At 67.8% G+C, this 26,402-nt stretch carries 17 protein-coding genes; 10 read left to right on the plus strand and 7 right to left on the minus strand.

All coding sequences use genetic code 11. The features are described from left to right. Positions 1-76 precede the first annotated feature (76 nt). Positions 77-853, plus strand: coding sequence for a TetR/AcrR family transcriptional regulator (locus tag ACWGCN_RS03960; RefSeq protein ID WP_452457438.1), 777 nt, complete (start codon positions 77-79; stop codon positions 851-853). An 8-nt stretch (positions 854-861) separates the two neighbouring features. On the opposite strand, the gene ACWGCN_RS03965 is transcribed toward ACWGCN_RS03960, so the two are convergent. After that, positions 862-1,674 carry a DUF4129 domain-containing protein gene (locus ACWGCN_RS03965; protein WP_452457439.1) on the minus strand — a complete coding sequence of 271 codons (813 nt, stop codon included), beginning with the start codon at positions 1,672-1,674 and terminating at the stop codon, positions 862-864. A gap of 866 nt (positions 1,675-2,540) precedes the next feature. Beyond that, positions 2,541-3,356 (minus strand): NAD(P)H-binding protein, encoded by an 816-nt coding sequence (locus tag ACWGCN_RS03970; protein WP_452457440.1) that lies wholly within the window; start codon positions 3,354-3,356, stop codon positions 2,541-2,543. 237 nt (positions 3,357-3,593) lie between these two features. On the opposite strand from ACWGCN_RS03970, the gene ACWGCN_RS03975 reads away from it, so the two are divergent. From ACWGCN_RS03975 to ACWGCN_RS04000, 6 genes are all read left to right on the plus strand, one after another. Continuing rightward, entirely contained in the window at positions 3,594-5,792 is a 2,199-nt protein-coding gene (locus tag ACWGCN_RS03975; RefSeq protein ID WP_452457441.1) for a (Fe-S)-binding protein, read from the plus strand. A 247-nt stretch (positions 5,793-6,039) separates the two neighbouring features. Then, entirely contained in the window at positions 6,040-6,573 is a 534-nt protein-coding gene (locus ACWGCN_RS03980; RefSeq protein WP_452457442.1) for a hypothetical protein, read from the plus strand. A 170-nt stretch (positions 6,574-6,743) separates the two neighbouring features. Further along, entirely contained in the window at positions 6,744-7,025 is a 282-nt protein-coding gene (locus tag ACWGCN_RS03985; protein WP_452457443.1) for a hypothetical protein, read from the plus strand. Positions 7,026-7,161: 136 nt separating this feature from the next. Beyond that, positions 7,162-7,803, plus strand: a complete 642-nt coding sequence (locus ACWGCN_RS03990) for a class I SAM-dependent methyltransferase (protein WP_452457444.1) — start codon at positions 7,162-7,164, stop codon at positions 7,801-7,803. Between the two features lie 34 nt (positions 7,804-7,837). Next, positions 7,838-8,506 carry a DNA alkylation repair protein gene (locus ACWGCN_RS03995; RefSeq protein ID WP_452457445.1) on the plus strand — a complete coding sequence of 223 codons (669 nt, stop codon included), beginning with the start codon at positions 7,838-7,840 and terminating at the stop codon, positions 8,504-8,506. A gap of 89 nt (positions 8,507-8,595) precedes the next feature. After that, complete coding sequence (locus tag ACWGCN_RS04000; protein WP_452457446.1) at positions 8,596-10,266, plus strand: DUF885 domain-containing protein; 1,671 nt, start codon at positions 8,596-8,598, stop codon at positions 10,264-10,266. 7 nt (positions 10,267-10,273) lie between these two features. Here the strand turns inward: ACWGCN_RS04000 and ACWGCN_RS04005 are convergent, their stop codons facing one another. Continuing rightward, positions 10,274-11,185, minus strand: a complete 912-nt coding sequence (locus ACWGCN_RS04005) for a hypothetical protein (protein ID WP_452457447.1) — start codon at positions 11,183-11,185, stop codon at positions 10,274-10,276. 154 nt (positions 11,186-11,339) lie between these two features. Here ACWGCN_RS04005 and ACWGCN_RS04010 point away from each other — a divergent pair, with 154 nt between their 5' ends. The 3 genes from ACWGCN_RS04010 (at position 11,340) to ACWGCN_RS04020 (ending at position 14,376) form a co-directional block, all read left to right on the plus strand. Next, the gene (locus tag ACWGCN_RS04010) at positions 11,340-11,618 is read left to right on the plus strand and encodes a hypothetical protein (RefSeq protein WP_378995012.1); all 279 of its coding nucleotides are present in this window, start codon (positions 11,340-11,342) and stop codon (positions 11,616-11,618) included. A gap of 92 nt (positions 11,619-11,710) precedes the next feature. After that, positions 11,711-12,976, plus strand: a complete 1,266-nt coding sequence (locus ACWGCN_RS04015) for a YhgE/Pip domain-containing protein (protein WP_452457448.1) — start codon at positions 11,711-11,713, stop codon at positions 12,974-12,976. A gap of 149 nt (positions 12,977-13,125) precedes the next feature. Further along, positions 13,126-14,376, plus strand: a complete 1,251-nt coding sequence (locus tag ACWGCN_RS04020; protein ID WP_378995016.1) for a PucR family transcriptional regulator — start codon at positions 13,126-13,128, stop codon at positions 14,374-14,376. A gap of 25 nt (positions 14,377-14,401) precedes the next feature. On the opposite strand, the gene ACWGCN_RS04025 is transcribed toward ACWGCN_RS04020, so the two are convergent. From ACWGCN_RS04025 to ACWGCN_RS04040, 4 genes are read right to left on the minus strand one after another with little or no spacing between them, the layout of a single operon-like run. Next, entirely contained in the window at positions 14,402-15,700 is a 1,299-nt protein-coding gene (locus ACWGCN_RS04025) for a protoporphyrinogen/coproporphyrinogen oxidase (protein ID WP_452457449.1), read from the minus strand. Next, positions 15,697-16,686, minus strand: coding sequence for an AfsA-related hotdog domain-containing protein (locus ACWGCN_RS04030; RefSeq protein WP_378995021.1), 990 nt, complete (start codon positions 16,684-16,686; stop codon positions 15,697-15,699). Before ACWGCN_RS04030 ends, ACWGCN_RS04025 begins: the two co-directional genes overlap by 4 nt. Next, complete coding sequence (locus ACWGCN_RS04035) at positions 16,683-19,880, minus strand: type I polyketide synthase (protein WP_452457450.1); 3,198 nt, start codon at positions 19,878-19,880, stop codon at positions 16,683-16,685. Before ACWGCN_RS04035 ends, ACWGCN_RS04030 begins: the two co-directional genes overlap by 4 nt. Positions 19,881-19,904: 24 nt before the next feature. Further along, positions 19,905-26,381 carry a type I polyketide synthase gene (locus ACWGCN_RS04040; protein ID WP_452457451.1) on the minus strand — a complete coding sequence of 2,159 codons (6,477 nt, stop codon included), beginning with the start codon at positions 26,379-26,381 and terminating at the stop codon, positions 19,905-19,907. Positions 26,382-26,402: the final 21 nt, after the last annotated feature.

Below are 26,402 nucleotides of genomic sequence, written 5' to 3' on the forward strand. Positions count from 1 at the left end.
AAAAAGGAATCGGCTCGTAAGCCGTCCCGAACGTATGCCGGAACAACCGGCACGGAAATCGCTTCCGGTCAGGTGTGTGCACCTCACCATTCACTGTCGCGGAACCCCATGGCCGCGCACAGGAAATATTATTCCGCGCAATGCGGACCACCTTTCGGAATATTTCCACGAGAATCAGTGCAGCAGCTGGCCGAAAGGAATACCGATGCCACCGAAACCCGTCGACCGGCGGATCCGGCCGAAGCAGGAGCGGGCGAAGGCAACCCGGGAACACATTCTCGACACCGCCGCCGAACTGTTCGGGCAGCGGGGAATCGACAACACCTCCACCAATGTCATCGCGGCGCAGGCGCACGTCAGTATCGGAACGCTGTACCGCTACTTTCCGGAGCGGTCGTTTCTCGTCGACGAACTCCTCGATCGGCTCATCGCCGATGTCGAGCAGGAGTTCACCCAGCGGGTATTCAGCCTGCCCGTGGCGATGTCGCCCAGGAGCAGCGACGACTTTGTCGCCATCGCCTCCGAGATACTCGATGTCTTCGCCGAGGTGCTGATCGCGAAGTCGGATCTGGTTCGCGCGCTCGTCGGCAGTGTGCAGTTCTACAGCAGCGGATTACCCGAATTCGAGCCGCGATTGCGAATGCTGGTGAAGCTCATCGTGATCCAGTTCGTCGGGCCCGGCGACGACCGTGACAACGACATGATGTCCTGGGTTCTGGTCAACACCGGATTCGCCGCGGTCGTGCGCGCTTCGGCCGACGACGTGGCCGACGGCGACCGCGCCGCCGCCATCGCCATGACCGCGCGGATGATCGGCACCTGGCTGTACGGCGAGATGCGGGGCCGCGCATAGCACTGGGCTCACACCGGTACCTCGTCGCGGGACTGGAGGTCGGCGAGAACCAGGCGCAGCAGCTGTTCGGCCCGGATACGCTGCCAGCCCAGCATCGCGTGCGGACTGAACCTGGCTTCCTCGAACAGCGCGACCAGTTCGTGTGCGCCGTCGTCGTGCAACACGCCGCTGTCGAAAGCCCGCTCCAGTACTTCCCTCGGCGTATCCGAGATCAACGGCGCCGCGGCACGATCCGCGGCCAACCCGGCCTCCATGGCCACATAGCAGGCGATCACCGCGGTCCGTGGATCCTGACCTGGCGCGTTCATCGCCGCCAGTCCCATCTCGGCGGCCCTGGTCAGCGAGTCGACCGTCTTCGAGACCTGCTCCTCGGTCAGTTCCACGCTGTCGACCAGCGGCGCCCGGCCTGCGACGGTGACGCCGACGAGACCGGCCACCGCGATGCCGATCAGCACGATCGCCAGGCCCGCGGCTCCCAGCAACGCCATCCCGCTCAGACGCGACGAGTCGACCGCCGAATCGACCACCTGCACATCGACAGCGGCGGGCACACCGGGCTGTCCCGCTTGCGCCGGTGTCACCGAGGCGACCGGTGTCGGCTGACGCCGCGCGCCGGGCAAGACGAACAGCATGGTGATACCGACCGCGAACGTCAGCGCGACGGTACTGAGCGCGATCGGGGCCAGCACCGCGAACCGCGTGAACGACAGACGAACCCGGAGACCGTGTTCGACCGCGGGCATCGCCAACGGCAGCCGATGCTGACTGACGATGACGCCCGCGAGCAAGATCACCACCGATACCAGCAGCAAGACCGGCATCAACGCGACAGCGACCGGCGAAGTCCCACCGGTTTCACTGGGAACAACGGTCCCAGGTAAACGCCCGTGCAGCGCGATAATCGCCGCGACAATCAGAACGACCGCCGCTACCAGACGACCTATTGGCGCCAATATTTTTCCCACAGACCTACCGCCGAACCCCTGGATGCCACCCGAAATGCCCACATAATGACATTTCCCCCGGCCCTCGGGAACCGACCGCACAAGATTTGGTCGAATTCCCTCAGGGCCCCCGGATTCCTTGTCTCCGACAACATTTCCTACCGCGAGGCAAGAAATATTCCCGCGCGATCATCTCTGCTCGGGGCGTCCCCACACCGTCGGGTCCGGCGGTGGCCAGCCATCCGCCCCCGGCAGTGGAAGGTCTGGCACGGCACTCGATCGATCGGGGCTCGACGAATCGGCTATCCGATGCCATCCACCTCGAAGCGGACGTGGCGCCGGCGGTGTCGCCGAGCTCGGCGGCGCCACGACGGGGGGAGCCGCTACCGGCGGCGGTGCCGGGCGAGGGTGCCGGCTCGGCTCGGTGCGGCGTGACCGCGTCACCCGCACGATCACGAGGACGACGATGATCACGAGCACCGGGACCAGCAGGAGCGCGAGCCACGACAGGTAGCGCACGAGTTGCAAGTATCTCGCGGATTCCGGCGGCGGCTCGAGCGTCGGAGCCTGTGCGAGCACGGGACCCACAGCGTCGTGTACGGCGAGAAGGACAGTGCTCACCGGACCCCCTCCCGGAAAACCAAGCGCCGCAATCGGATACCCGACCAGTGTGCACCCCGTCCGGCGCCTCCGCATCGTTTCCGTGACCGGTTTCCCCGATGGCCGCCGCGGCCCGGGGTGTGTCAGTCGGCGAGAAACCGGGCGGCGTTCGCGTGCGCCCATCGATCGAACGTGGTGGCGGGGTGGCCGGTGATGTCTTCGACACTGGTGGTGGGCAGGGAATCCGGCGGCGGGGCGAAATCGAGCAGGACGTTGTCGACATACCAGGCCGAGTTGTCGCCCATGGTGGGTTGCAGCGCGGTGATGGTCTCCTCGCGGGTGGAGGTGCGGAAGGTGATCTCGCGGTCGAGGGCATCGGCGAGGTGCGCGACCAGGTTCGCGCGGGTGAGGACCTGCGGGCCCGCGAGGGAGTGCGCGCGGCCGAGGTGACCGTCCTCCAGCAGGGCGGTCGCGGCTACGGCGGCGATGTCGTTCATGGCGATGGGCGCACTGGTGGTGCCGGGGTGCGGCTCGTGAACAGCACCGGTGTCACGGATCTGCTGAGACCACGTCAGGGTGTTCTCCATGAAGTCGGCGGGCCACAGATGAGTCCATGCCAAGCCGCTGCCCTCGACGGCGTTACACACACTGCCCCACCAGCTTTCGGGCTCGCCCGACAGATCCACGACGTGCCGCACCCCGGCTGCCCGCGCCAGCTCGAGGACCTCGGTGACATTGTCCGGCGAAGGTGCGAGATACATCCGGTCGACACCCTCGAACGCCGCGGGCAAGCCGGCCGGTCGCCCCAGATGCCCCCGCGCCACCTGAACACCGGCGGGCAGCGCCGCCTTGGTGGGGCTGATGGTCAGCGCGCGAATGTCGGTCGCACCGCGCGCGATCAGCTGATCCACGACCATGCGCCCGATATTGGCCGTCGCCCCGGTAACCAGGATTGTCATCGGTTTCCCTTCGTCTCGGTTCGTTGGACCACTCGATCCTGCCAACGAAATCCGAGCGGCGCACATGGCAATTTCGGGCGGGATCGCAGGCAGGTTCGCAACTCCGCAGCGCTGCACCGAATCTGGTTGCCCGGGGCTTTCGCCGCTGCCGAATCGGTGCTAATTTGGCACCAGACATCAAGTTACTGGCCAGTAACATACTTGTGTTGCAGGTCAGCGGGGACAGGGGGCAACACCGTGAGCACTGTGACGATCACACTCGGCGTCATCGGCGTCATCATCACCGCGATCTGCTGGGGGTCACTGGCTCTCGGCCTGTCCCGGATGATTCGCGTTCTCCGCAGCGGTCAGCCCGACCGGTCACGGATCGGCCCCGTGCTGCCACGGATGAAGACCGTCATCGTCGAGGTTCTCGCGCACACGAGAATGAACAAGTTCCGGACTGTCGGTTGGGCCCACTGGCTCGTGATGGTCGGGTTCCTGCTCGGCATGGTGTTCTACTTCGAGTCCTACGGACAGACCTTCGACCCGGAGTTCGGCTGGCCGATCATCGGCGACACGTTCGGCTACCACCTGCTGGAGGAAATCCTCGGTCTCGCCACAGTGATCGGAATCCTGGTGCTGATCACCATCCGACAGCGCAACCACCCCCGCAGGCCCGAGCGCCTCTCCCGGTTCAGCGGGTCGAATCTCGTTGCCGCGTACGCCATCGAGACGATCGTGCTCATCCACGGCCTCGGTGACGTCCTGCTCAAGGCGGGCGAGATCGCCACTTACGGTGGTGGACACGCGTCGAGTGACCTGTTCACCATGCAGATCGCGCGGCTGATGCCTGCCGACCCACTGATGATCTCGCTCTTCGCGTTCATCAAGATGCTGGCCGGGGCGGCGTTCCTCTATCTGATCGGCCGCCATCTCACCTGGGGTGTTGCCTGGCACCGGATTTCGGCCTTCTTCAACATCTATTTCAAGCGCGAAGGCGACGGTGGCGTCGCGCTCGGCGCGGCCAAGCCCATGATGTCCGGCGGCGGCGTCCTCGACCTGGAGACCGCCGACCCCGACGTCGACACGCTCGGCGTCGGCAAGGTCGCAGACTTCACCTGGAAGGGCTTGCTCGACTTCACCACCTGCACCGAGTGCGGTCGCTGCCAGTCGCAGTGCCCCGCCTGGAACACCGGAAAGCCGTTGTCCCCCAAGCTGCTCATCACTTCGCTGCGTGATCACACCTATGCCAAGGCGCCCTATCTGCTCGATGGTGCCGACAAGATTTCCGAGGCCGCGCGTGCGGAGGCGGATCGTCCGCTGGTCGGTGGCGAGGATGTCCACGGCATCATCGATCCCGAAGTGCTCTGGTCGTGCACGACCTGTGGTGCGTGTGTCGAGCAGTGCCCGGTCGATATCGAGCATGTCGATCACATCATCGATATGCGCCGCTACCAGGTGTTGATCGAGTCGGAGTTCCCCTCCGAGCTCGCGGGTTTGTTCAAGAACCTCGAGAACAAGGGCAACCCGTGGGGGCAGAACTCCAAGGACCGCCTCAACTGGATCAAGGAAGTCGATTTCGACATCCCGGTCTTCGGGAAGGACGCCGACAGCTTCGACGGCTACGAGTACCTGTTCTGGGTCGGGTGCGCCGGTGCCTACGAGGACCGGGCCAAGAAGACCACCAAGGCCGTGGCCGAGCTGCTGGCGACCGCGGGCACGAAGTTCATGGTGTTGGGTGCGGAGGAGACCTGCACCGGTGACTCGGCGCGTCGTGCGGGTAACGAGTTCTTGTTCCAGCAGCTGGCGTTGCAGAACATCGAGGTCATCAACTCGGTGTTCGAGGGTGTCGAGCAGTCCAAGAAGAAGATCGTTGTCACGTGCGCGCATTGCTTCAACACGCTCAACAACGAGTACCCGCAGGTCGGTGGGACTTACGAGGTTGTGCACCATACCCAGTTGCTGAACCGGTTGGTGCGCCAGAAGCAGCTGGTTCCGGTCGCGACGGTCTCGCAGAACATCACCTATCACGACCCGTGCTATCTGGGTCGGCACAACAAGGTCTACGACGCGCCGCGTGAGTTGATGGAGGCCTCGGGGTCGAATCTGATCGAGATGCCGCGCCATGGCGAGCGGTCGATGTGCTGTGGTGCCGGTGGTGCCCGGATGTGGATGGAAGAACAGCTCGGTAAGCGGATCAATGTCGATCGGGTCGATGAGGCGTTGTCGACGAATCCGACCAAGATCGCGACGGGTTGCCCGTTCTGCCGGGTGATGCTCAACGACGGGGTGACCGCGCGTCAGGAGCAGGGTCAGGGCGAGGGTGTCGAGGTTGTCGATGTCTCGCAGTTGATGCTGGACTCGATCACCCGTATCGATTCCGCGGCACTGTCGGCGAACCTGGTCGTCGTCCAGGAGCCCAAGGCCGAACCGGGATCGTCGACCGTCCCGTAGGACCGGAATATTTCCGGTAACCGTACCGATATCTACGGTGTGGCAATGTAATTCATCATTTATGTCGAAGTGATGATGTTTTTCCGGTATCACCGCTGGTGGGTTCCACGGAATCGCCGTCGATGCGAAAATGTCCTCGGACCGAGATCCGGTCCGGCAGAGGATGTTCCGCCGGATCTGGCGGGCAGACTGGAGGGGCAGGATGCATTTCTCGTCTCGAACAAATTCGGGCGCACAACGACTCGGCGTGATCGCCGCTCTCGCGGCAGGTGCTGTCGGCCTCGCGGCCACCACCACCGCGCAGGCCGCACCATCAGCCGCGGCTCCGATCGTGCAGGGTGTCGACAGCGGCGTGGCGTTCACCGCGAGTCCGCTGGCCGATGGCTCCGGGCTCACGGTGTCCGCCCCGGACGGCACGTTCCGGGTCGTCGGCGGCGCGGTCACGCTCACGAACAGGGAGGGCAACGTGGTCGCGGCCGTGCCGACCCGCATCATCACCGGAGCAGGCGATTTCGACCTGGTCGCGGGGATCTCCGCCGACGGCAGGTCAGCGACGCTGACCCCCACCGCCGCACCGGCCGTCGTCACCGCCAACATGGCCGAATTCGTCGACGCGGCCGGTGACACCGAGGCCCGCAAGCAGCACAACGCGGGCATCGGCGCGCTCATCGGCGCCGGCATCGGCGCTGTGCTCGGCTTCTTCCTCGGCGGAGTCGGCGCGCTGGTGACCATCCCGATCGGTGCGGGCATCGGCGCCCTCATCGGCTACTCGACGCCGTAACGGGTCCCGAGTGGTGGCCGGCCTCGCGCGGTCACCACTCGGACCGTCGCCGGGTCGCCACCACAGGGTAGGCACCGGAGGACACACGAGTGTTCAACGAAACTGTCTGTGGGACAAGATAAGTTGAGCAGCGAAGCCGTGAGACCGCGCGGCGCTCAGGAGGCTCCGCTGTGTCCGACCCCGCACGCTATCCGACCGCTCATCAGGGCCGGACATTTCACCAACTCCCCGCGCGGCCGCAGCAGTCGTCGGGTGGGTGGATCGTGGCGGCGGTACTCGTGATCGTGGGCGGCCCCGGCATCACCCTAGCCGTCGGCCAAGACCTCGGCTCCGCCCTCGCAGGCCCGATCCTTCTCGGTATCGCCATTCTGATCGTCACCCTCATCCGCCGCAGCCGCGCCCAGCGACCACCGGCAAGCGGATTCAGGCCCGCGATGCCTCCATCGATCTAGACGATGCTCCCGCGCAGGGCAGATGCCTTCGCGGCAGTTCTCAGCCGGCCGCTCGTCCGATCAGCCGGCTCGGACTTCTCACCATCGCGGCTAAGGTCGGCAAGGTTGGCATAGCGGCCGAATCGAGGGAGCGATCATGAACGCGTCGAACGAGCGCACACCCAGTGGCTGGGAGGACATCGTCGCCGCGGATCCGGCGCATTCGAGCCGGTATGTGGAGCGGTTCCGGACGCTTGCCACGCAGGGGACCGACATCGTGGGTGAGGCGCGGTTGGTCGACGCGATGCTCGGACGTGGCAGCCGGGTGCTCGACGCGGGGTGCGGGCCGGGGCGGACCGGTGGATACCTGCACGATGTGGGGCACACGGTGGTGGGCGTCGATGTCGACCCGGTGCTGATCGACGCGGCACGCGCGGACCATCCCGGTCCGACATGGCTGGTCGGCGACCTCGCCGAGCTGGACCTGCCCGTCGCCGACTTCGACGCCATCGTGTGCGCGGGCAATGTGATGACGTTCCTGGCCCCGTCCACCCGGTCGGCGGTGCTGGCGGGATTCGCCGGGCATCTCGCGCCGGGCGGGCGGGCGATCATCGGATTCGGTGCGGACCGCGGCTACGAGTTCACCGAGTTCCTGACCGACGCCGGATCCGCCGGGCTCACCGTCGACCTGCTGCTGTCGACCTGGGATCTTCGGCCCTTCACCGACGACTCCGACTTCCTGGTCGCGGTGTTCTCCCGAGCACCCGGCCCTGGCACCTCGACACGGTCCGACGCATGATGGTCTCCGAGGAGCACTAGACCAGGAGGCGCAGGTGCCGGAAACGACGGTGGACGAGGTGCTGGCCGAACTGGCCGCCCTCGACAACCCGAAGATGCGCGCGGTGAACGAGAAGCACGGCGACGATCACGGCGTCAACCTCACCGAGCTGCGCGCGCTCGCCAAACGCCTGAAGACACAACCGGCGCTTGCCCGGCAACTCTGGGACACCGACGACACCGCGGCGAAACTCCTCGCCCTGCTGATCTGCCGACCGAAGATGTTCGAGCGTGACGAACTGGACGCCATGATCCGCCAGGCGCGCACACCCAAGGTCCACGACTGGCTCGTCAACTATGTCGTGAAGAAGAACCCGCACGCCGAGGAACTGCGTGTCGCCTGGTTCGACGACCCGGACCCCGTGGTCGCGAGCGCGGGCTGGGCACTGACCACCGAACGAGTCGCGAAGAAGCCCGGCGGCCTCGACCTCACCGGTCTGCTCGACCTCGTCGAAGCGCAGATGAAAACCGCACCCGATCGCCTGCAGTGGGCGATGAACCACTGCCTCGCCCAGATCGGTATCGACCACCCCGGCCATCGCGCCCGCGCCCTCGACATCGGCGAACGCCTCCAGGTCTTGAAGGACTACCCCACTCCCCCTGGCTGCACCTCCCCGTTCGCGCCCACCTGGATCACCGAGATCGTGCGTCGGCAGAGCGCCTAGCGGTTCCGGTGCGGCGCGCTCACACCGCGGTGGCCGTGCTCGCGATCGTAGGTTGCCCGCGGGCGGCCGATGGCCGTTAGCGTATCCGCATGGGTGTGGATGAGATCTGTGATCGGTTCGTCGAGGACTACGCGGCCGCTGATCCGGTCACGGCGACCATGTTCGGCATCGCGGGACACGACGATCGCCTGACCGACTATTCGCCTGCCGGGCACGATATTCGGGCGCGGATAGCGCGAAATGCGTTGCACGCCATGCTCGCCGCACACCCTACCGATGACGGCGAACGGGTAGCGAAAGCCGTGTTCACCGAGCGCGTGGGGCTCGACGTGGAGATCCATGACGCCGGGCTCCCCCTCGCCGCGCTGAATGTGATCGAAAGTCCGGTACAGCACATTCGGATGGTGTTCGACGTGATGGCCGCCGAGACTGCCGAGGACTGGGCGGTGATCGCCGAGCGTCTCGCGGGGGTGCCCGAGGCGCTGGCAGGTCTGCGGGCTTCGCTGCTGGTCGCGGCCGAGCGCGGGCAGGTCAGTGCGCTGCGCCAGATCATCAAGGTCGCCGAGCAGGCGGACACCTGGGCGGGTTCCGGCGCGAACACCGGGTTCTTCACCACTTTTGTCGCCGCCGCGGAAGGTGTCGAGGGTGCGCCGCTGGCGCGGCTGAGACAGGGCGCGCACGCGGCCGAGCAGGCCTATGCCGCTCTCGCCGAGTTCCTGCGCGCCGACCTCATGGCGAGCGCGCCCGCCAAGGATGCCGTCGGCGAGCAGACCTACCGGCTCTGGTCACGCTATTTCACCGGCGCGAACCTCGACCTGCGGGAAGCCTACGACTGGGGCTGGGCGGAATTCGCCCGGCTCGAGGCCGAGATGATCGCCGTTGCCGCCCGGATCGCGCCGGGTGCCTCCCTCACCGAGACCGCGACAGCGCTCGACGCAGACCCGAAATACCGGGTGCGCGGGCGGGCCGGACTCCGGGCGTGGCTCCAGAAGATGTCCGACGAAGCCCTGACATCGCTGCGCGAGAAGCACTTCGAGATCCCCGACGAGCTCATGCGATTGGAATGCACCATCGCGCCGCCGGGCGGAGTCGTCGGTGCGTATTACATCGGCCCGACCGCCGATTTCCGCCGACCCGGACGCATGACCTGGTCGGTGGAGCCGGACAAAGAGGATTTCACGACCTGGCGCGAGGTCAGCACGGTCTATCACGAGGGTGTGCCGGGCCATCATCTCCAGATCGCGACCGCGGTGTACGAGGCGGATTCGCTGAACACCTACCAGCGGTTGATGTCGTTCACTTCCGGGCACGGCGAGGGGTGGGCGCTCTATGCCGAACGCCTCATGCAGGAACTCGGCTACCTCGACGACGACGGCCACCTGTTCGGGATGCTCTCCCAGCAGCTGTTCCGCGCTGCCCGGGTGGTCGTGGACATCGGGATGCACCTCGAGTGGGAGATTCCGGCCGGCGCCGACTTCCACGAGGGCGAGCGGTGGACTCCCGATCTCGGCCTGGAGTTCCTGCTGACGCGGACCCTCGAAGACGAGACCACCGCTCGCGACGAGATCGACCGCTACCTGGGCTGGCCCGGACAGGCGCCCGCCTACAAGATCGGTGAACGCCTCTGGCTGGCGGCTCGCGAGGAAGCCCGAGCGCGCGCTGGAGCGTCGTTCGACATGCGGCGATTCCACACCCGCGCGTTGCGATTGGGCGGCATGGGACTGGACACGATGCGGGCACAACTCGCCGCCATGGAGTGAGCGGACTTCAGAACAGGCTGGTCTGCGCGGGTTCCGGCGTCGCCGTGATCGCGGAGTCGAGTTCGATGCGGCGACCGACCAGGCGAGTGTCGTTGACCAACACGAGTTCGCTCGCGCCCGCGGTGTCGCGGCAGGCGATGGTGTGGCCGTGCGCGGTGACCGCGTCGAGGACGTATTCGCCTGGCTCCCCGGCGATTTCGGTGGCGACCGGGAATCGGCCGTACGCCTGGATCGTGGCGTAGAAGTCCCGCCCACCCGACCAGGCGATGTCGGTGCGCGTGATATCGGCGGGCAGCGTGCCCGCGGCGTGCTCGGCCGCGTCGGCGACCGCGGATTCCAGCACCGCCCAGGGACGCAGCGGTTTCGTGAGGATGCGGGTCTTGGTGACCCCGGCGACCGCCTGCCCGATCCCGGCTCGCTCGGTCACCGTCCGTTCCAGATCTCGAACGTGCAGCCCGTCCGGGGAATCGGTGATGAACCGGGCGACCAGCGCACCCTGTTCGAAGAGACGGCGATTGCGCCGCGACGCCGAGGCCGTACCGACCTTGGTCATCCCGTCCCCGAAATACGCGATGTAGAGATGGTGCGGCTGCGACATATAAGCGCGGACCTGTTCGGGCAACGCCGTGAGCGGGCCCCGGTGGCTGTGCACCACCGACCACCCCTCGGTGACCCGGCACTGCTCGCACTGGCGCCCGGTCTCGACCCGTGCGCGACGAGGACACGCAACTTTCCCGCGATGTCCCGCACCGAACCCGTTGTAGCCCAAGCAGAATCGTCCCGAATCGGTGATCCGGAACGCCAGCCGTGTGCCGATCCCGGGCAGCAGCTCGGTGGTCCCGTCGTCGCCGAGCAGCTCGTAGAACCATCGACCCTGCTCGTCCCAGCGAGTGCCGCAGTACAGGGCCGTGGAGGTCATCGGTCGAACCTACACCGGCCGGTCGGTGCGGATCACAAGTCGGCAGCCGAAAGATATCTGAACCACCAGTAACCCCCGCACGATTTCCCACACCGTGAATCGGTCACCTACGTTGAGCGCACAGCAGGGGTGCGAAACCGGTAAGGGGAAAACAATGGACGATCTCGAGCTGCTACTCGACACGGCATTCACTGTGACACCGACCGTCCACATGGATTGCCTGACGCAACAGCTGATGGTCGCCGTCGAATCCTGTTCGCGCAACGGAATCCCCTTTCCCCGAATATGGGAAGAGGTCGAAGACGCACTCGACATGGTCCCGGCGGGTATCCCCGCCGAGTGGCGTTCAGAACTGAGGCTCTACCTCAGCGATCACGTGATTTCGGCATTCATGAATGTACCGTCCGACGCGAAACCGTTACCCGGCGTGTGAGCCTTTTCGGACCGGCGCCAACGCTCGATCACCGGCGTTGGACAGATTCCAACGCACCGCCGCGCGGCCTCGGCCGCTGTTAGCGTGCGGCGGTGCGTATCTGGCTGTTCCCGACGATCGTCCTGACCTTGCTCAGTGCGCTGATGGCCACGATGTATCTCGGCTACATCGTGGACCCCGAGAAGAATCTGCACGACTTCCCGATCGCGCTGGTCGACCAGGATGTGGGCGATACGCTCGGTTCACCGCCGCAGTGGCGCGATATCGGCAACGAGATCACCACAGCATTGCGCGACGGTGTCCCCGCGGACAAGATCGACCTGCGCGTACTGGGAATTGCCCAGGCCGAAAGACAGCTACGCAGCGGCGAACTCTACGGCGCGATCATCATCGCGGGCGACTTCACCAAACGACTCGGCAATCTCGGCATGGGAAGCGTGATTCCCGGCGAGATCGAACGTCCCACGATCACCGTGCGGACCAATCCACGCACCGGCGCGTTCGCCTCGGCGATCGTGCAGCGATTCAGCGACCGGGCGTTGACCGAGGTGAACACGCGCATCGGTGAGCAACTACTCGATACCGTGTCCGGGTCACTCGGTCCTGACTACGCACTGCCGGGTGCGACCGCGGTGACACTGCGCAACCCGGTCGAGGTGATCCACACCGAGTTCCATCCACTGCCCGACGGCAGCGGGGCCGGGCTCGGCGCGTTCTTCTACGCTCTCGTACTCCTGCTCGCGGGCACGCTCGGCGCGATGATCGTCCACACGATGGTCGACGGCGCACTGGGATTCGTGCCGACCGAGTACGGGCCGTGGTCACCGCACGTGCGACCCGCGCGGATCTCCCGATGGCGCACACTGCTGCTCAAATGGGGCGTGCTCATCGTCGCGGCACACCTCGTGGCAGCGGTACTGCTCGTCGTCGCGCGCGTGCTGGAAATGCCGATCGCGCAGCCCCTTCCGCTGTTTCTCTACAGCGCGTTCGCGATGATCGCCGTCGGTATCACCGGCCTGTCGGTGCTCGCCGCGCTCGGCTCGGCGGGGCTACTGGTGAACTTGATCGTGTTCGTCATTCTCGGGCTGCCGTCCTCGGCCGGTTCGGTGCCGATCGAGGCCACCCCTCGCTACTTCGGCGTGCTGGCCTCGTTCGAACCGCTGCATCAGGTGTACACGGCGGTCCGCGCGATCCTGTACTTCGACGCCGATCTGGGGTCCGGGCTCGCGAGGGGTTTCTGGATGACCGCGCTGGGCCTGGCGGTCGGACTGGTACTCGGCGCGGCGAGCACGTCGGTCTATGACCGCGTCGGCCTGCACCGCAACCGTGCAGCGAACGGTGACCCCACGCGCTTGTGAGTCCGCACAACCCCGGCTGTGAGGCCGTCGTGATCCCACCAGGCCATTCCATGGGACCGGCGACTACGACCTCCGATGTGGCTATGTTGCGATTCACACAAGTCCCACGACCAGCCCCATTCGCTGTCTGCCACACCGGAGTGCACTCGATGAATTCTCAAGCCATGGACCGGATACCCAATCCGCTCACCATCGCGGGCGGCCGGGCCGCGTCGAGTTTTCTGGGAAACGCCGACGAGCTGGTTTCGCAGCTGGTCTCCTATTTCGCCGAGAACGTGATGCCCTGCCAAGCACTGCCGAGCGAGGCGATGCGCGGTGACGTCACCGAGTTCACCCGCCGCTGCCTGGCGCTGGCGATGGAGATGCTGGACAAGCGCACCACGCCGTCCGAGCAGCAACTGGTGGCGCTGCGCGCGGCATCCGCCCAGCACGCGCGGGAGGGCGTGCCCGTCGGCACCTTGTTGCGCGCCTACGCGGAGGGGTTCCGGATCGGCTTCGAGCTCGTCGTCGGGCAGGTGACCGCAGCCGACCTCGCCGAGGTCGTCGCGGGTACCCGCCTGCTGCTGCGCACGCTCGAGGTCATCAACGCGACGGTGACGAGCGCCTATCTCGACGAACAGCGCCAGGTCGCCAAGGAACACCAGACCGGTGCGCAGACGATGGTGTCGGCGCTGCTGAGCGGCCACGGCGTCGGCGCGCTCACCCGGCAGACCGGGATCAGAGTCGCCGATTCCTATCAGGTGGTGGCGCTGATGATTCCGGAGCTGGCCGAGGAGCACGACCCGCGCGTGGACGCGCAGGTGGTGGCGCGCCGCAAACTGCGGCGGGTGCAGGCGGCGCTGGCCGATGCTTTCGCCTCACGATCACTGGCCCTGCTGAGCACCAACGGTGGCACCCTGCTGATCCCGAGCGATGAACCCGAGCTGGTGCGCATGACCGGCGATGTCCTCGCCACGATCAGCGCGACCTCGGGAGTCGAGCTCACCGCGACTCTGGTACCCGCCCCGACCGAGCAGATCCCGCAGGCCACCGAGGAGGCACACGAGCTGCTCGAGCTGGTGCGCGGCATCGCCAAACCCGCAGGACTGTACGAGCTCTCGGATGTGGCGATCGAATATCAGCTCACCCGCCCCGGTCCGGCGCGCGAGCATCTGGCCGGTGTCATCGCCCCACTCGCCACCCATCCCGAGCTGCTGGAAACGCTGCGGACCTATATGGCCACGGGCCTCAATCGCAAAGCCACCGGCCGGCGGCTGCATGTGCACCCCAACACCATCGACTACCGGCTGCGTCGAGTGAGCGGGCTGACCGACCTCGACCTGACGACCGCGGAGGGCATTCTGCGGGCCCGTATCGCACTGCTCGCCGACGATATGGTGCACACCCGGGGCGCCGCGTGATCTCGCGTGGCGCCCCGGGCCTGGCTCACGCGATCAATGCCCGGGCCGCGGCGATGCCGGATCGGTAGCAGGCCTCCAACTGGGCGCCCAGCAGGTAGTCCCCCGCAAGCTGGAGTCCCGCAACGGATTCGGTCTGTTCGCGCACCACTGTGCGGAAACCGGCGTGATCGGGAAGGTAGGCGCAATGCGCCGAGGCCCAGCTGCGTGTTTCGGTCCGCACCCGCTCGATCGCCGGGCCGCCGAGATGACCGCGCACCTTCGCCTCGGCGTCGTCGATCCACGTCGCCAAGAGCTGCGCATCCGGACTCGGCCGGGCATCGCGCCCGCTGAAGGTGTAGCGGACGATATCGAGATCGTTCACCCCGTAGACCCCCGCGGCACTGCACGGCCCCGAGTCGAACGCGATCGAGCGAACGGCGCTGCCGAAGAAGGGCCGCTCGTACTGCACCACCGCGACCGTGGACGGGTAGTAGGCCACCTCGCTCAATGCCTTGCTCAGCGCGGGAACCACGGGTTCCAGCAGGCCGGCCGCGGCGTGCGCCGGGGTCGCCAGGACAACACCGTCGTAGGCGGAAAAGGTAGTGGCGCCACCGTTTTCCGCGGTATCGAGCCCGATCACCCGGCCGTCGCGCACCACGAGGCGATCCACGCGGGTGCCGAGCCGGACCGGCACCTGTCCGGCGAACCAGTCCAGGACCGGCTGCAGGCCGTCGACGAGCTGGTCGTAGCGATCCTGCACCATGCCCAGGCTCACCCCGAACGCGCCGAGGTACACCTCGTCCGGCTCGGCGGCGTTGAGCCGAACTGTCAACGGTCGCAACACAGTACGTCCGAACTCGGCGCCGAAATGCGCGCCGAGCGCGACGCTGTCGTTGGCGGTGCCCGCTCGCCCGAACCAGTCCGACCCCAGGTACCGATTGCGTTCGTCGAATCGAACGCGCGCACCGTAGTAGAGCATGCGCGCCGCGTCGATCGGCGAACCCATCCGCAGCAGATGGCGAAGGAATCCGGCGATGCCGGGGTTGTCGAGTGTCACCAGTTCGCCGTCGATGATCTGCGAGCTGTTGATCCCGAAGGGCTCGTACGCCCGTCCCCCGGACGCGGCGACGAACCCACGCAGCTCATGGTAACGGCGGCCGATGTTCTTGCCGCCCATCATGATCGGCCGACCGCCGAGGGAGTCGAAGCCACAGCGGCCGCCGAGCACCGCGTCCTGCTCGAGCAGTTCGACGGTGTGGCCTGCCCGGTGCAGCGCGAACGCGGCGCCGATGCCGGACAAGCCGCCGCCGATGACCGCGTACCGTTTCGCCGATGGTGTCGTCATGATCCGAGCTCCTGTCGTTGCGTGGACACGGGATAGTGCGCCAACTCGACGTGGGCGAGGGCGATGCGGTTGCCGTACTGGTGCAGCGCCACCTCGACCGTGATCTCGTCCAGGTCGAGATCGCCGACGGCGGCGGTGGTGCAGGTGATGGGGGCGTCCAGTTCGGCGAAGTCGGTGAACTGGGCTTCGAGGTCGATCACCGCGGCGACCGGTGAGCCGAGCAGACCCGCCGAGGTCGCGGACAGCACCGCTGCCTGCCGGAACGCCTCGAGCAGCAACGGGCCGGGGACATGGTCGTATTGATGGTCGAAGAAGCTCGGATGGCCGCGGTCCACCACCACGACGAGGTCCTGCGCCGTGGTGCGGGCCAGCACGACATTGCGTGGGTCGCGCCTGCCGACGAGTTCGGGTGGCAATCGCCGCACCGAGTCGGGACCGACCGCGGCGAGGGTGGAGCGCTTGCCCTGCTGGAGTTCGCGGAACTCGTCGTAAGCGTCACGGGGAAAGGTGATTCCGCTGCCGCGCAGCGTCATGGCCAGCGCCCCGTGGACGGACAGCGTGGCGTCGAAGGATACATCGTGGTAGTACCCGCGTCCGGTGCCCGCCGCGCCGGGACGCAGGCGCACCACCCCCTCGAGCGGGTCGCGTTCACTGTCGCGGAACAGGCTCAGGTCTTCCACCGCGAACGCCATCCGCTGCAGGCTGGCCGGCGCGTCGGCGGGCACACCGAGGTGTCGCTGACCGACGACGAGCAGTGCCTGGCGGACGGCCTCGACGGCGGAGAACGGATCGTGGTAGGCGACGAGCCGATCGAACCACAGCGAGTGCGCCCGCGGCACCTGCACGGCGGCGAGGTATTCCGAGCTGCCGACGACGGCGGTGTCGGCGACGTAGACCTCGGCGAGTCCGCGCCGGTGAGCCAGCGCGGCGGGCACCAATTGTTCGAACCCGAGGGTGCCGCGTACCGGCGACAGTCCCCCGCTCATGCGAGCACCGCCTCGTGGGTCGGCGCGTCGCTCCAGATCCTGGTGGCGAGTACGGCACCCAGTGCCCGTGGCGTCGGGTGGGTGAACAGATCCTCCAGCGAGAGCTGGGTGCCCGCGGCGGCATTGATCCTTCCGCGCAGTTCGAGAGCGGACAGCGAGGTGAGCCCGATCGCGAGAACGGTGGCGTCGAGGTCGATCTCGTCCGCGGTGAGGTCGATGAGGATCTCGCGGATCTGATCGACCACCAGGCCGACCGCGACATCGCGGCGCCGGTCCTCGGGAACGGTCAGCAGGTCCGAACGCGTGGACGCTGCCTCCCCTGCCGGTGCGTCGTGCCGACCGGCGATCCGGTCACCGGCGAGTTCGGCGCCGGCGACGCCGATCATGCTTTCGAGGACGGCGCTGTCGGCGTGGACCCAGTAGCGGCGATGCTGGAACGCATAGGTCGGCAGATCCACAACTCTGGCGGTGTCGCCGGAACACAGTGCCGACCAACCGACTTCGGCACCGGCCACCCAGGCTCCCGCCATGGCTTCGATCGCCGAACCGGCTTCGTCGGCGCCGGGTCGCAGCACCGGAACGGCTGTGCTGCCGGTATCGGCGAGTGTCTCGTAGACCAGGCCGGACAGGGTGTCTCCCGCGCCGAGTTCGAGATAGGTGACGACGCCGGATTCGTGCAGCCGCAGCACACTCTCGTGGAAACGCACCGGCTCGCGGGCCTGACGTACCCAGTATTCGATCGAAGTGAGCTGTCCCGGTGTGGATTCCGTGCCGGTCACGGTGGAGAGGAATGGGATGCGCGGTTCCTGGAGGCGAACGGTCGCGACGACCGAGCGGAAATCGTCGACGATCGCATCCACGTGCGGCGAGTGGAAGCCCCGGTCTACGCCGAGCCTGGCTACTCGTCGGCCGCGTTCGCGCCAGTGCCGGGCGAGCTCACCCACCGCGGCGACATCGCCGGCGATCACGGTGGCGTTCGGCCCGTTGGCCGCGGCGACCGATACCTCGGCCTCGCGACCGGCGATGGAGGCCGCGACCTCGGCCATGGATGCCCGTACGGACACCATCGCTCCCGGGTCCATCCGCTGCATCAGCCGACCACGCGCGGCGACCACGGCCATGGCGTCGTCCAGGGACAGCACACCCGCGACGTGCGCGGCGCAGAGTTCACCGATCGAGTGACCGACAACGAAATCCGGTACCACTCCCCAGGATTCGAGCAGCCGGAACAGAGCCACCTGCACGGCGAACACGGCGGGCTGGGTGTAGTCGGTTCGCGCGAGCAACTCACCCGTCCCGAACATCTCGGTACGCAACGGATGCTCGAGATAGGCGTCGAAACCCACGCAGATCGTGTCGAGCGCCTCGGCGAACACCGGGTACGTGTCAGAGAGCCCGCGGCCGATGCCCGCGAGTTGCCCGCCCTGACCAGGGAACATCATCGCCAGTTTGCCGCCGGTGCCACGGCGTGACAGGACTGCCGAGGTGGCGGTGCGTCCCTCGGCGATGGCCGTGAGTCCGTCCAGGAACTCGCCGCGGGTGTTCGCCACGACGACGGCGCGATGGTCGAATCTCGTTCTCGTGGTTGCCAAGGAGTGCGCGATGTCGGCGAGATCGTCCGGGGAATTCGCGACTGCCGTGCGTAGGCGGGCCGCCTGGTCACATAGTGCGGCGGCGGTGCGTGCCGAGAGCAGCCACGGAGTCGGCGAGGGCGTGGGCCTCGCATGCGCCGGGGCGGCGGTCTGCGGGGAGGCGACCGTGGGCGACACCGCGTGGCGGGTGTCGGCCGAAATCGCCGCAGGTGCTTCGGATTCCGGTGCTTGCTCGATGATCAAGTGGGCGTTGGTGCCGCTGATGCCGAAGGACGACACCGCGGCCCGGCGTGGATGTTCGGAGGTCGGCCACGGCTGTGGCCGCAGCGCCAGCCGGATTCGATCTCCGGTCCAGTCGGCGTGCGAGGTCGGCGCGTCCACGTGCAGCGTGGGCGGAACCATCCCGTGCCGGATCGCCTGCACCGCCTTGATCAGTCCGGCCACGCCCGCGGCCGACTGCGTGTGTCCCATATTCGATTTCACCGATCCCAGCAGCAGTGGTGGCGCACCGTCGCGCTGCCCGTAGGTGGCCAGCAGGGCCTGCGCCTCCACCGGGTCACCGAGTACGGTGCCGGTGCCGTGGCCCTCCACCATGTCGATGTCGGACGCGCGCAGACCAGCGTTGGCCAACGCGGACCCGATCACCCGCTGCTGTGCCGGTCCGCGCGGTGCGGTGAGCCCGTTGGAGGCGCCGTCACTGTTCACCGCCGAACCGCGCAGTACCGCGAGCACTCGGTGCCCGTGCCGCCGCGCTTCCGACAGACGTTCCAGGAGAACGACACCGACGCCCTCACCCCAGGCGGTGCCGTCAGCGCCCGCGGCATAGGACTTGCATCGACCGTTCGGCGCCAGCGCACGCTGACGCGAGAACAGCGCGAACGGCATCGGGGTGGACATCACTGTCACGCCGCCGGCGAGCGCCATGCCGCATTCGCGCAGCCGGAGCGACTGCATCGCCTGATGAATCGCGACCAGCGACGAAGAGCAGGCGGTGTCGACGGTGACCGCCGGGCCTTCCAGACCCAGCAGGTACGCGACCCGACCCGCCGCCATCGAGGCATGGTTGCCGGTGAAGTAGTAGGTCTCCGCCCCATCCCAGGCCTGCGTGGCGCCGAATCCGTAACCCTGATCACTGAATCCCACGAACACACCGGTATCGGTGCCGCGCAATGTCGTCGGGTCGACGCGCGCCTGTTCGACCGATTCCCAGGCGAGCTCGAGCAGCAGGCGCTGCTGCGGGTCCATCGCCTCGGCCTCGCGCGGGCTGATCCCGAAGAATCCGGCGTCGAACTCGCCCGCACCTTCGAGAAAACCGCCCTCTCGCACATAGGATTTGGCGAACTTGTCCGGATCGGGATCGTAGAACCCGTCCACGTCCCAGCCGCGATCCGCCGGGAACTCCGAGATCAGGTCGCGCCCCTCGATCAGCGCCTCCCACAGGTGCTCGGGCGATTCGATCCCGCCGGGGAACCGGCACGACATACCCACGATCGCGATCGGTTCCCGTGCGCGTGCCTGCTCGTCCTCGAGCTGCTGTCTGGTCTCCTGTAACTGCCGGGTGGCGCGTTTGAGATACGTGCGAAGTTCCGCTTCGGTGGCCATCGGCCTCTCGCTTTCTGTCTCGGCTCAGACCGAACGGACCTGGTCGATGAGATCGAACAGGGCGTCGTCGTCGGCACCGTCGATGTTGTCGACCAGATCGCGCGCCGAGTCGCCGCGCAGGGTGCGCACGAGGTCGTTGATCCGCAGCAGCAGTTCCTCGACCCGCTCCGGTGGCAGCTCGACACCGGCGCATCCCGCCGCCACTGCGTCGAGCTGTCCGGCGATGCGGGCGCCCGGGTCGTCCACGGGCGCGATCTCGGTGCGCAGGTAGCTCGCCAGCGCGGTGGCGTTGGGGTAGTCGAAGACGATCGTCGTGCGCAGCTTCGCGCCGGTGGCCGCCTCCAGCCGGTTGCGGAATTCCACGGCGCCCAACGAGTCGAAACCCAGGTCGGTGAACGCGGTATCGGCGGGCACCGCCTCCGCCGACGCGTGACCGAGGACGGCCGCCGCGTGCGACCGGATGACGCCGAGGATGATCCGCTCCTGTTCGGCGGGCTCCTGACCGGTGAGGCTCGACAGCAGCTTCGCCGACTCGTCGGAGCCGCCGCCGGCCGCCCGGCGCGGGCCGCGCAGCAGCGACCGCAGCATCGCGGGCATCTCGTCGACATCGCCGAGCGAGCCCAGTGCCGTGAGGTCGAGGCGTGCGGGTACGGCCAGTGCTCTGCCGGTCGACAGGGCGTTGTCGAACAGGGCCATCCCGTCGTCGTCGGTGAGCGGGACCAGCCCTTCGCGGCGCATTCGCCGCAGGTCGCGCTCGGTCAGGTGCCCCGTGATGCCGGTCCCGCGCTCCCACAGCCCCCACGCCATCGCGGTGGCGGTCAGGCCACGGTGTCTGCGGTGCTGGGCCAGCGCGTCGAGGAACCCGTTGGCCGCGGCGTAGTTCGCCTGGCCCGGGTTGCCGAGCAGGCCCGCGATCGAGGAGTACATCACGAACATCGCCAGCGGGTGCCCGCCGGTCACCTCGTGCAGGTGCCAGGCGGCATCGGCCTTGGGGCGCAACACTGTGGCGATGTGTTCGGGAGTGTGCTCGCTGAACAACGCGTCCTCGACGACGCCCGCGGTGTGGACGACGCCGGTGAGCGGATGCGCGGCGGGGATCGCCGCCACCAGTGCGGTGAGAGCGTCGCGGTCGCCGACATCGCAGGCGGCGATGTCGACCTGGGCGCCGAGCGCGGTCAGCTCGGCGGCGAGTTCGCTCGCGCCGTCCGCGTCGGGTCCGCGACGACTGGTGAGCAGCAGGTGCCGAACCCCGTGTGTGGCCACCAGATGCCGGGCGGCCAGCGCGCCGAGGCCGCCGGTGCCGCCGGTCACCAGAACGGTGCCGTCGCGGTCGAGTGGGGTCGGCACGGTCAGGACGTATTTGCCGATGTGGCGTGCCTGGCTCAGCTGACGGAATGCCTCGGGCGCACGCCGCACGTCCCACCGGGTCACCGGAAGTGGTTGCAGGTCACCGAATTCGAACAGCGTGCGCAGTTCGGTCAGAATCTCGTGCAGCCGGTCCGGGCCTGCCTCCATCAGGATGAAGTTCTGGTACCGGACGCCCGGGTGGGTTGCCGCGATCTCGTCGGCGTCACGCAGATCGGTCAGACCCATCTCGATGAACCGACCGCCGCGCGGCAACAGGTCCAGCGACGCGTCGACCTTGTCGCCCGCGAGGGAGTCGAGCACGACATCGACACCGCGTCCGCCGGTCGCTTCGAGGAACTTCGCCTTGAACTCGGTGGTTCGCGTATTGCCGATCCGTTCGTCATCGAAGCCGTTCGCGCGCAGCACATCCCACTTGCCGGGGCTGGCCGTGACGTAGAGGTCCAACCCGAGATGGCGGGCCAACTGGACCGCGGCCATGCCGACACCGCCGGTGGCGGCATGGATCAGCAGCGACTCCCCCGACCGCACCCGCGCCAGGTCGACCAGCGAGTAGTAGGCCGTCGCGAACACGATCGGTGCGGCCGCCGCCTCGTCGAACGACCAGCCTTCCGGAATCTTGATCACCGTGCGCCGGTCGGCCACCACCGTCGCGCTGACGCCGGTGAAGATGCCCATCACCCGATCGCCCAGCGCGAAGTCCACCACATCGGGAGCGACCTCGACGATCACCCCCGCACCCTCACCACCGATGGCGGTGTTCGGGATCGGGTACATCCCGAGCACGATCAGCACATCGCGGAAGTTGACACCCGCCGCCCGCACCGCGATCCGCACCTGTCCGGGTCCGAGCGGCTCGATCTCGGCCGGCGCCAGAATCATGTTGTCGCCGTTGAGGGTTCCGCGCCCGTGGTCGACCAATCGCCAGTCGTGCGCACCGAGCAGCTCAGCCGACCCGACCGTGTCCGCACCCGCGCGCAGCAGGCGCGGCGCGTGCGTCTCCCCGTGCCGGATCGCCAGTTGCGGCTCGGTGGTGAGTGCGGCACAGCTGCGCACCGCCTCGCGGTAGTCGCTGCGATCATCGAGATCGAGCAGCGCGATGCGGCCGGGGTTCTCGTTCTGCGCGGACCGCAGCAGACCCCACACCGCCGCGCCGGCCAGGTCACCGACATCCTCGGCGCCGTGGATCGCCACGGCGCCGCTGGTCACGAAAACCACCCGCGCCTCGGCGAATTCGTCGTCGGTGAGCAATCGCTGCACCACCGTCTGTACGGCGATCACCTGCTCGCGCACGGCGGCGGGAACGGACGCGGTGACATCGCTGTGCACGCGCACGACAACGAGATCGCGATCAGCGCGTGCGCAGCGCTCTACAGCTACCCTGCCGTCCACAGAGTCCAGCTCGGACCATTCGCCCGGTCCCGCAGTGGGTTCGGGCGAGGGTACGGTCACCCAGTTCATCTCGTACAGTCCGCCGTCCGAGGATGCCGGGCGCTGACCCAGCGCTTCGAGGGAGATCTCGCGCAGCGCCAGTGATCGCGCACTGGCCACCGGCCTACCTGCCGAATCGGTGAGTTCGAGACCGATGCGGTCGGTGCCGACCGGTGTGAGGCGAACCCGCAGCGACGACGCGCCGACCGCATGCAGCGAGACGCCTTCCCAGGCGAACGGGAGCCGGATCTTGCCGGATTCGGTCGGGCCGACCGTGTCGGTCGCGATCATCGCGTGCAGTGCGGCGTCGAGCAGCGCGGGGTGCAGACCGAACTCGGCGGCCTCCCCGATGGCTGATTCGGGCAGTGCCACCTCGGCAAAGACCTCGTCGCCGTGGCGCCAGATCTGGCGCATGCCTCGAAAAGCGGAGCCGTAGTCGTAACCGACCGCGGCCATCGCCTCGTACGGGTCACCGACGGCCACTGCCACCGCACCCACCGGCGGCCAGGCCCCGCCGGCCGGCACCGCGATCTCGTCCGACGGTTGCACGGTGCCGGTGGCGTGTCCGGTCCACGGCAGCTCCTCCACCGACGCTGTCTGTAGGCGCGAGTACACCCCGACTGTCCGATGCCCGGATTCCCCGGCCGGTCCGACCAGCACCTGTAGTTCCACCGCGCCGGTCTCGGGAATCACGAGCGGGGCTTCGAGCACGAGTTCGCCGACGGTCGGGCACTGAACGAATTGACCTGCATGCCAAGCGAGTTCGATGAACGCGGTACCGGGGAGCAGTACCGCGCCACCGATCCGGTGTCCGGCCAGCCACGGGTGCGAGTGCAGCGACAGTCGCCCGGTCAGCAGCAGTCCACCGTCCTGAGCGAGGCCGATCTTCGCACCGAGCAGCGGATGGTCGTCGGCGTCGAGCCCGGCGCCACGCACATTGCTGCCCTCGCTCACCTCGAGCCAGTACCGATCGCGCTGGAAGGCATAGGTCGGCAGGTCTACCGGGCGGGCGTCGGCGCCTTCGAAGAGCGAGCCCGGATCCAGCGCTGCCCCGTGGGAATACAGAGTGGACAGTCCTGCGACGAACGCGAGGTCGCCCGCGATGCCCGGCCGCTGCAACGCGACGGCGGCCATCGCCGCACCGTCGTCGACGATCTCGTGCACCATCGCCGTCAGCGCGGCCCCCGGCCCCAACTCGGCAAAGCAGTTGACCCCGCCCTGTTCACGGGCCCACCGCACCGCATCCAGGTAGCGAACCGGCTCACGCAGGTGGCTCACCCAGTATTCCGGCGAGCACAACTGCGCGGCCTCGGCCACCTTGCCGGTGAGCGCCGAGATCACCGGCACGGTCGGCGGGCGATAGGTCAGACCCCGGCAGACTTCACCGAATTCGGCCAGCACCGCGTCCATCTGGGGCGAATGGAACGCATGACTCACCCGCAATCGGTGGGTACGCACGCCGTCGGCCGCCAACTGCTCGGCGATGGCCGTCACGGACGCGTGCGCACCCGAAACAACCACGGACGCGGGCCCGTTCACCGCGGCGATGCTCACGTCGTCGTATCGACGCACGAGTTCGGCGACGGTCTCGGAGTCCGCGGCGACCGAGACCATCGCCCCACCCGGCGGCGCGGACTGCATGAGCCGACCACGGGCGGCGACCAGGGTGCAGGCATCCGGCAGCGACCAGACCCCGGCCACATAGGCCGCCACGATCTCACCGATCGAGTGACCGAGCACGAATGCCGGTCGCAATCCCCAGGATTCGGCCAGCCGGTACATCGCCACCTCGGTAGCGAAGAGCGCGATCTGGGCGATCTCGGTTCGGTCGAGCGAGGTCGCGTCTGCCCGATCGTCGAAAATCATCTCGCGCAGCGGCGTTTCGCGATGCTGATCGAATTCCGCACAGATCTCGTCGAAAGCGGCGCGATAGACCGGGTAACCCTCGTACAGCTCGTGCCCCATCCCGGCGCGTTGCGCGCCCTGACCGGGGAACATCGCCGCAGTAACGGCCGCGATGGCGCTGCCACGCACCACATTCGGTGCGCCCTGCCCGTCCGCGAGTGCTCGCAGCCCTGCCGTCAGCTCCTGGGCATCGTGGCCGACGATCACGGCGCGATGCTCGAACCGGGCGCGGGTGTCGAGCAGCGCGACACCGATATCGACCGGGTCTGCGCCGTGTTCTGCCTCGACCCGACCGAGCAGCGCGCCTGCCTGCGCGGCCACCGCCGCGTCGGACCGCGCGGTGAGGACCCACGCAATCACCGGCGGTGCGACGATTGCGGCCGATCGCTCGATCTCCGGCGAGGACTCGCCCCGCTCGATGACGACGTGCGCATTGGTGCCGCTGATCCCGAACGACGACACCGCGGCGCGCGGCGTCCGCCCGGTCGCGGGCCATGCCCGCGCCTCGGTGACCAACCGGACCGAGCCCGACGACCAGTCCACATGCGGCGTCGGCTCGTCGACGTTCAGTGTCGGCGGCACCACCCCGTGCCGCATCGCCATCACCATCTTGATCAGCCCACCGACCCCGGCGGCGGCTTGCGTGTGCCCCATATTCGACTTGAGCGACCCGAGCAGCAGCGCCTCCCCGCCCTCGCGCTCGGCGCCGTAGGTCGCGAGCAAGGCCTCCGCTTCGATGGGGTCACCCAGGCGGGTACCGGTGCCGTGCGCCTCGACGACGTCCACCTCGGTCGTGCTCAACCCGGCATCGGCCAGCGCGGATCGGATCACCCGCTGCTGGGACCGTCCGTTCGGGGCGGTCAGACCGTTGGACGCGCCGTCGGAATTCACCGCGGTGCCACGCACCAGGCCCAGGATCTTGTGCCCGAGGCGCCTGGCCTCGGAGACGCGCTCGAGCAGCAGCATGCCGACGCCCTCGCCCCACGCGGTGCCGTCGGCGCCCGCGGCGAACGACTTGCATCGGCCGTCGGCCGCCAGCGCACGCTGGGTGGAGAACGCGACGAACGCGGCGGGCGTCGCCATCACGGTGACACCGCCGGCCAGCGCCATCGTCGACTCGCCGGAGCGCAACGATCGCACCGCCTGATGAATCGCGACCAGCGAGGACGAGCACGCCGTGTCCACGGTGACCGACGGACCTTCCAGCCCCAGCACATACGACACCCGGCCCGAGGCGATACTCGACGCCTGACCGGTCATCAGGAACTGCTCGATCGTCGCGCGCACCCGCTCGTCGATATCGCGCGACGACGGGCCCTCGGTGTCGGGCATCAAGCCGACGAAGACCCCCGTGGCGCTACCGCGAACAGTCGTCGGGTCGATGCCCGCCCGCTCGAAGGCCTCCCAGGCCGTCTCGAGCACGAGTCGCTGCTGCGCATCCATCGCCTGCGCCTCACGCGGGCTGATCCCGAAGAAGTTCGCGTCGAATCCGGTAGCGCCGTCGAGGAATCCGCCCGTGCGCACATACGACTTGCCCGGCACACCCGGCTCGGGATCGAACAGGCCCTCCACATCCCAGCCGCGATCGGCCGGCCACTGCGACACCAGACTGCGCCCCTCGACCGCCGCCTGCCACAACTCCTCCGGCGAGGTGACCCCACCCGGATAACGGCACGCCATGCCGACGATGGCGATCGGCTCGGTCGCCCGCGCTTCCACATCATCGAGGCGCGCGCGGGTGGTCTGCAGTTCCCGGATCGCCTTCTTCATGTAAGTGCGTAGTTCGTCTTCGCGAGCCATAGGGCAAACATCTCCTGCATC

This window comes from Nocardia sp. NPDC055050, from assembly GCF_053608345.1.

What these genes read in the sequence shown, in the direction of transcription:
- ACWGCN_RS03965 (WP_452457439.1), bottom strand. Translation starts at nt 1,674, where the DNA reads ATGCCGGTCTTGCTGCTGGTATCGGTGGTGATCTTGCTCGCGGGCGTC.
- ACWGCN_RS03970 (WP_452457440.1), bottom strand. Translation starts at nt 3,356, where the DNA reads ATGACAATCCTGGTTACCGGGGCGACGGCCAATATCGGGCGCATGGTC.
- ACWGCN_RS03990 (WP_452457444.1), top strand. Translation starts at nt 7,162, where the DNA reads ATGAACGCGTCGAACGAGCGCACACCCAGTGGCTGGGAGGACATCGTC.
- ACWGCN_RS04000 (WP_452457446.1), top strand. Translation starts at nt 8,596, where the DNA reads ATGGGTGTGGATGAGATCTGTGATCGGTTCGTCGAGGACTACGCGGCC.
- ACWGCN_RS04005 (WP_452457447.1), bottom strand. Translation starts at nt 11,185, where the DNA reads ATGACCTCCACGGCCCTGTACTGCGGCACTCGCTGGGACGAGCAGGGT.
- ACWGCN_RS04010 (WP_378995012.1), top strand. Translation starts at nt 11,340, where the DNA reads ATGGACGATCTCGAGCTGCTACTCGACACGGCATTCACTGTGACACCG.
- ACWGCN_RS04020 (WP_378995016.1), top strand. Translation starts at nt 13,126, where the DNA reads ATGAATTCTCAAGCCATGGACCGGATACCCAATCCGCTCACCATCGCG.
- ACWGCN_RS04025 (WP_452457449.1), bottom strand. Translation starts at nt 15,700, where the DNA reads ATGACGACACCATCGGCGAAACGGTACGCGGTCATCGGCGGCGGCTTG.
- ACWGCN_RS04030 (WP_378995021.1), bottom strand. Translation starts at nt 16,686, where the DNA reads ATGAGCGGGGGACTGTCGCCGGTACGCGGCACCCTCGGGTTCGAACAA.
- ACWGCN_RS04035 (WP_452457450.1), bottom strand. Translation starts at nt 19,880, where the DNA reads ATGGCCACCGAAGCGGAACTTCGCACGTATCTCAAACGCGCCACCCGG.
- ACWGCN_RS04040 (WP_452457451.1), bottom strand. Translation starts at nt 26,381, where the DNA reads ATGGCTCGCGAAGACGAACTACGCACTTACATGAAGAAGGCGATCCGG.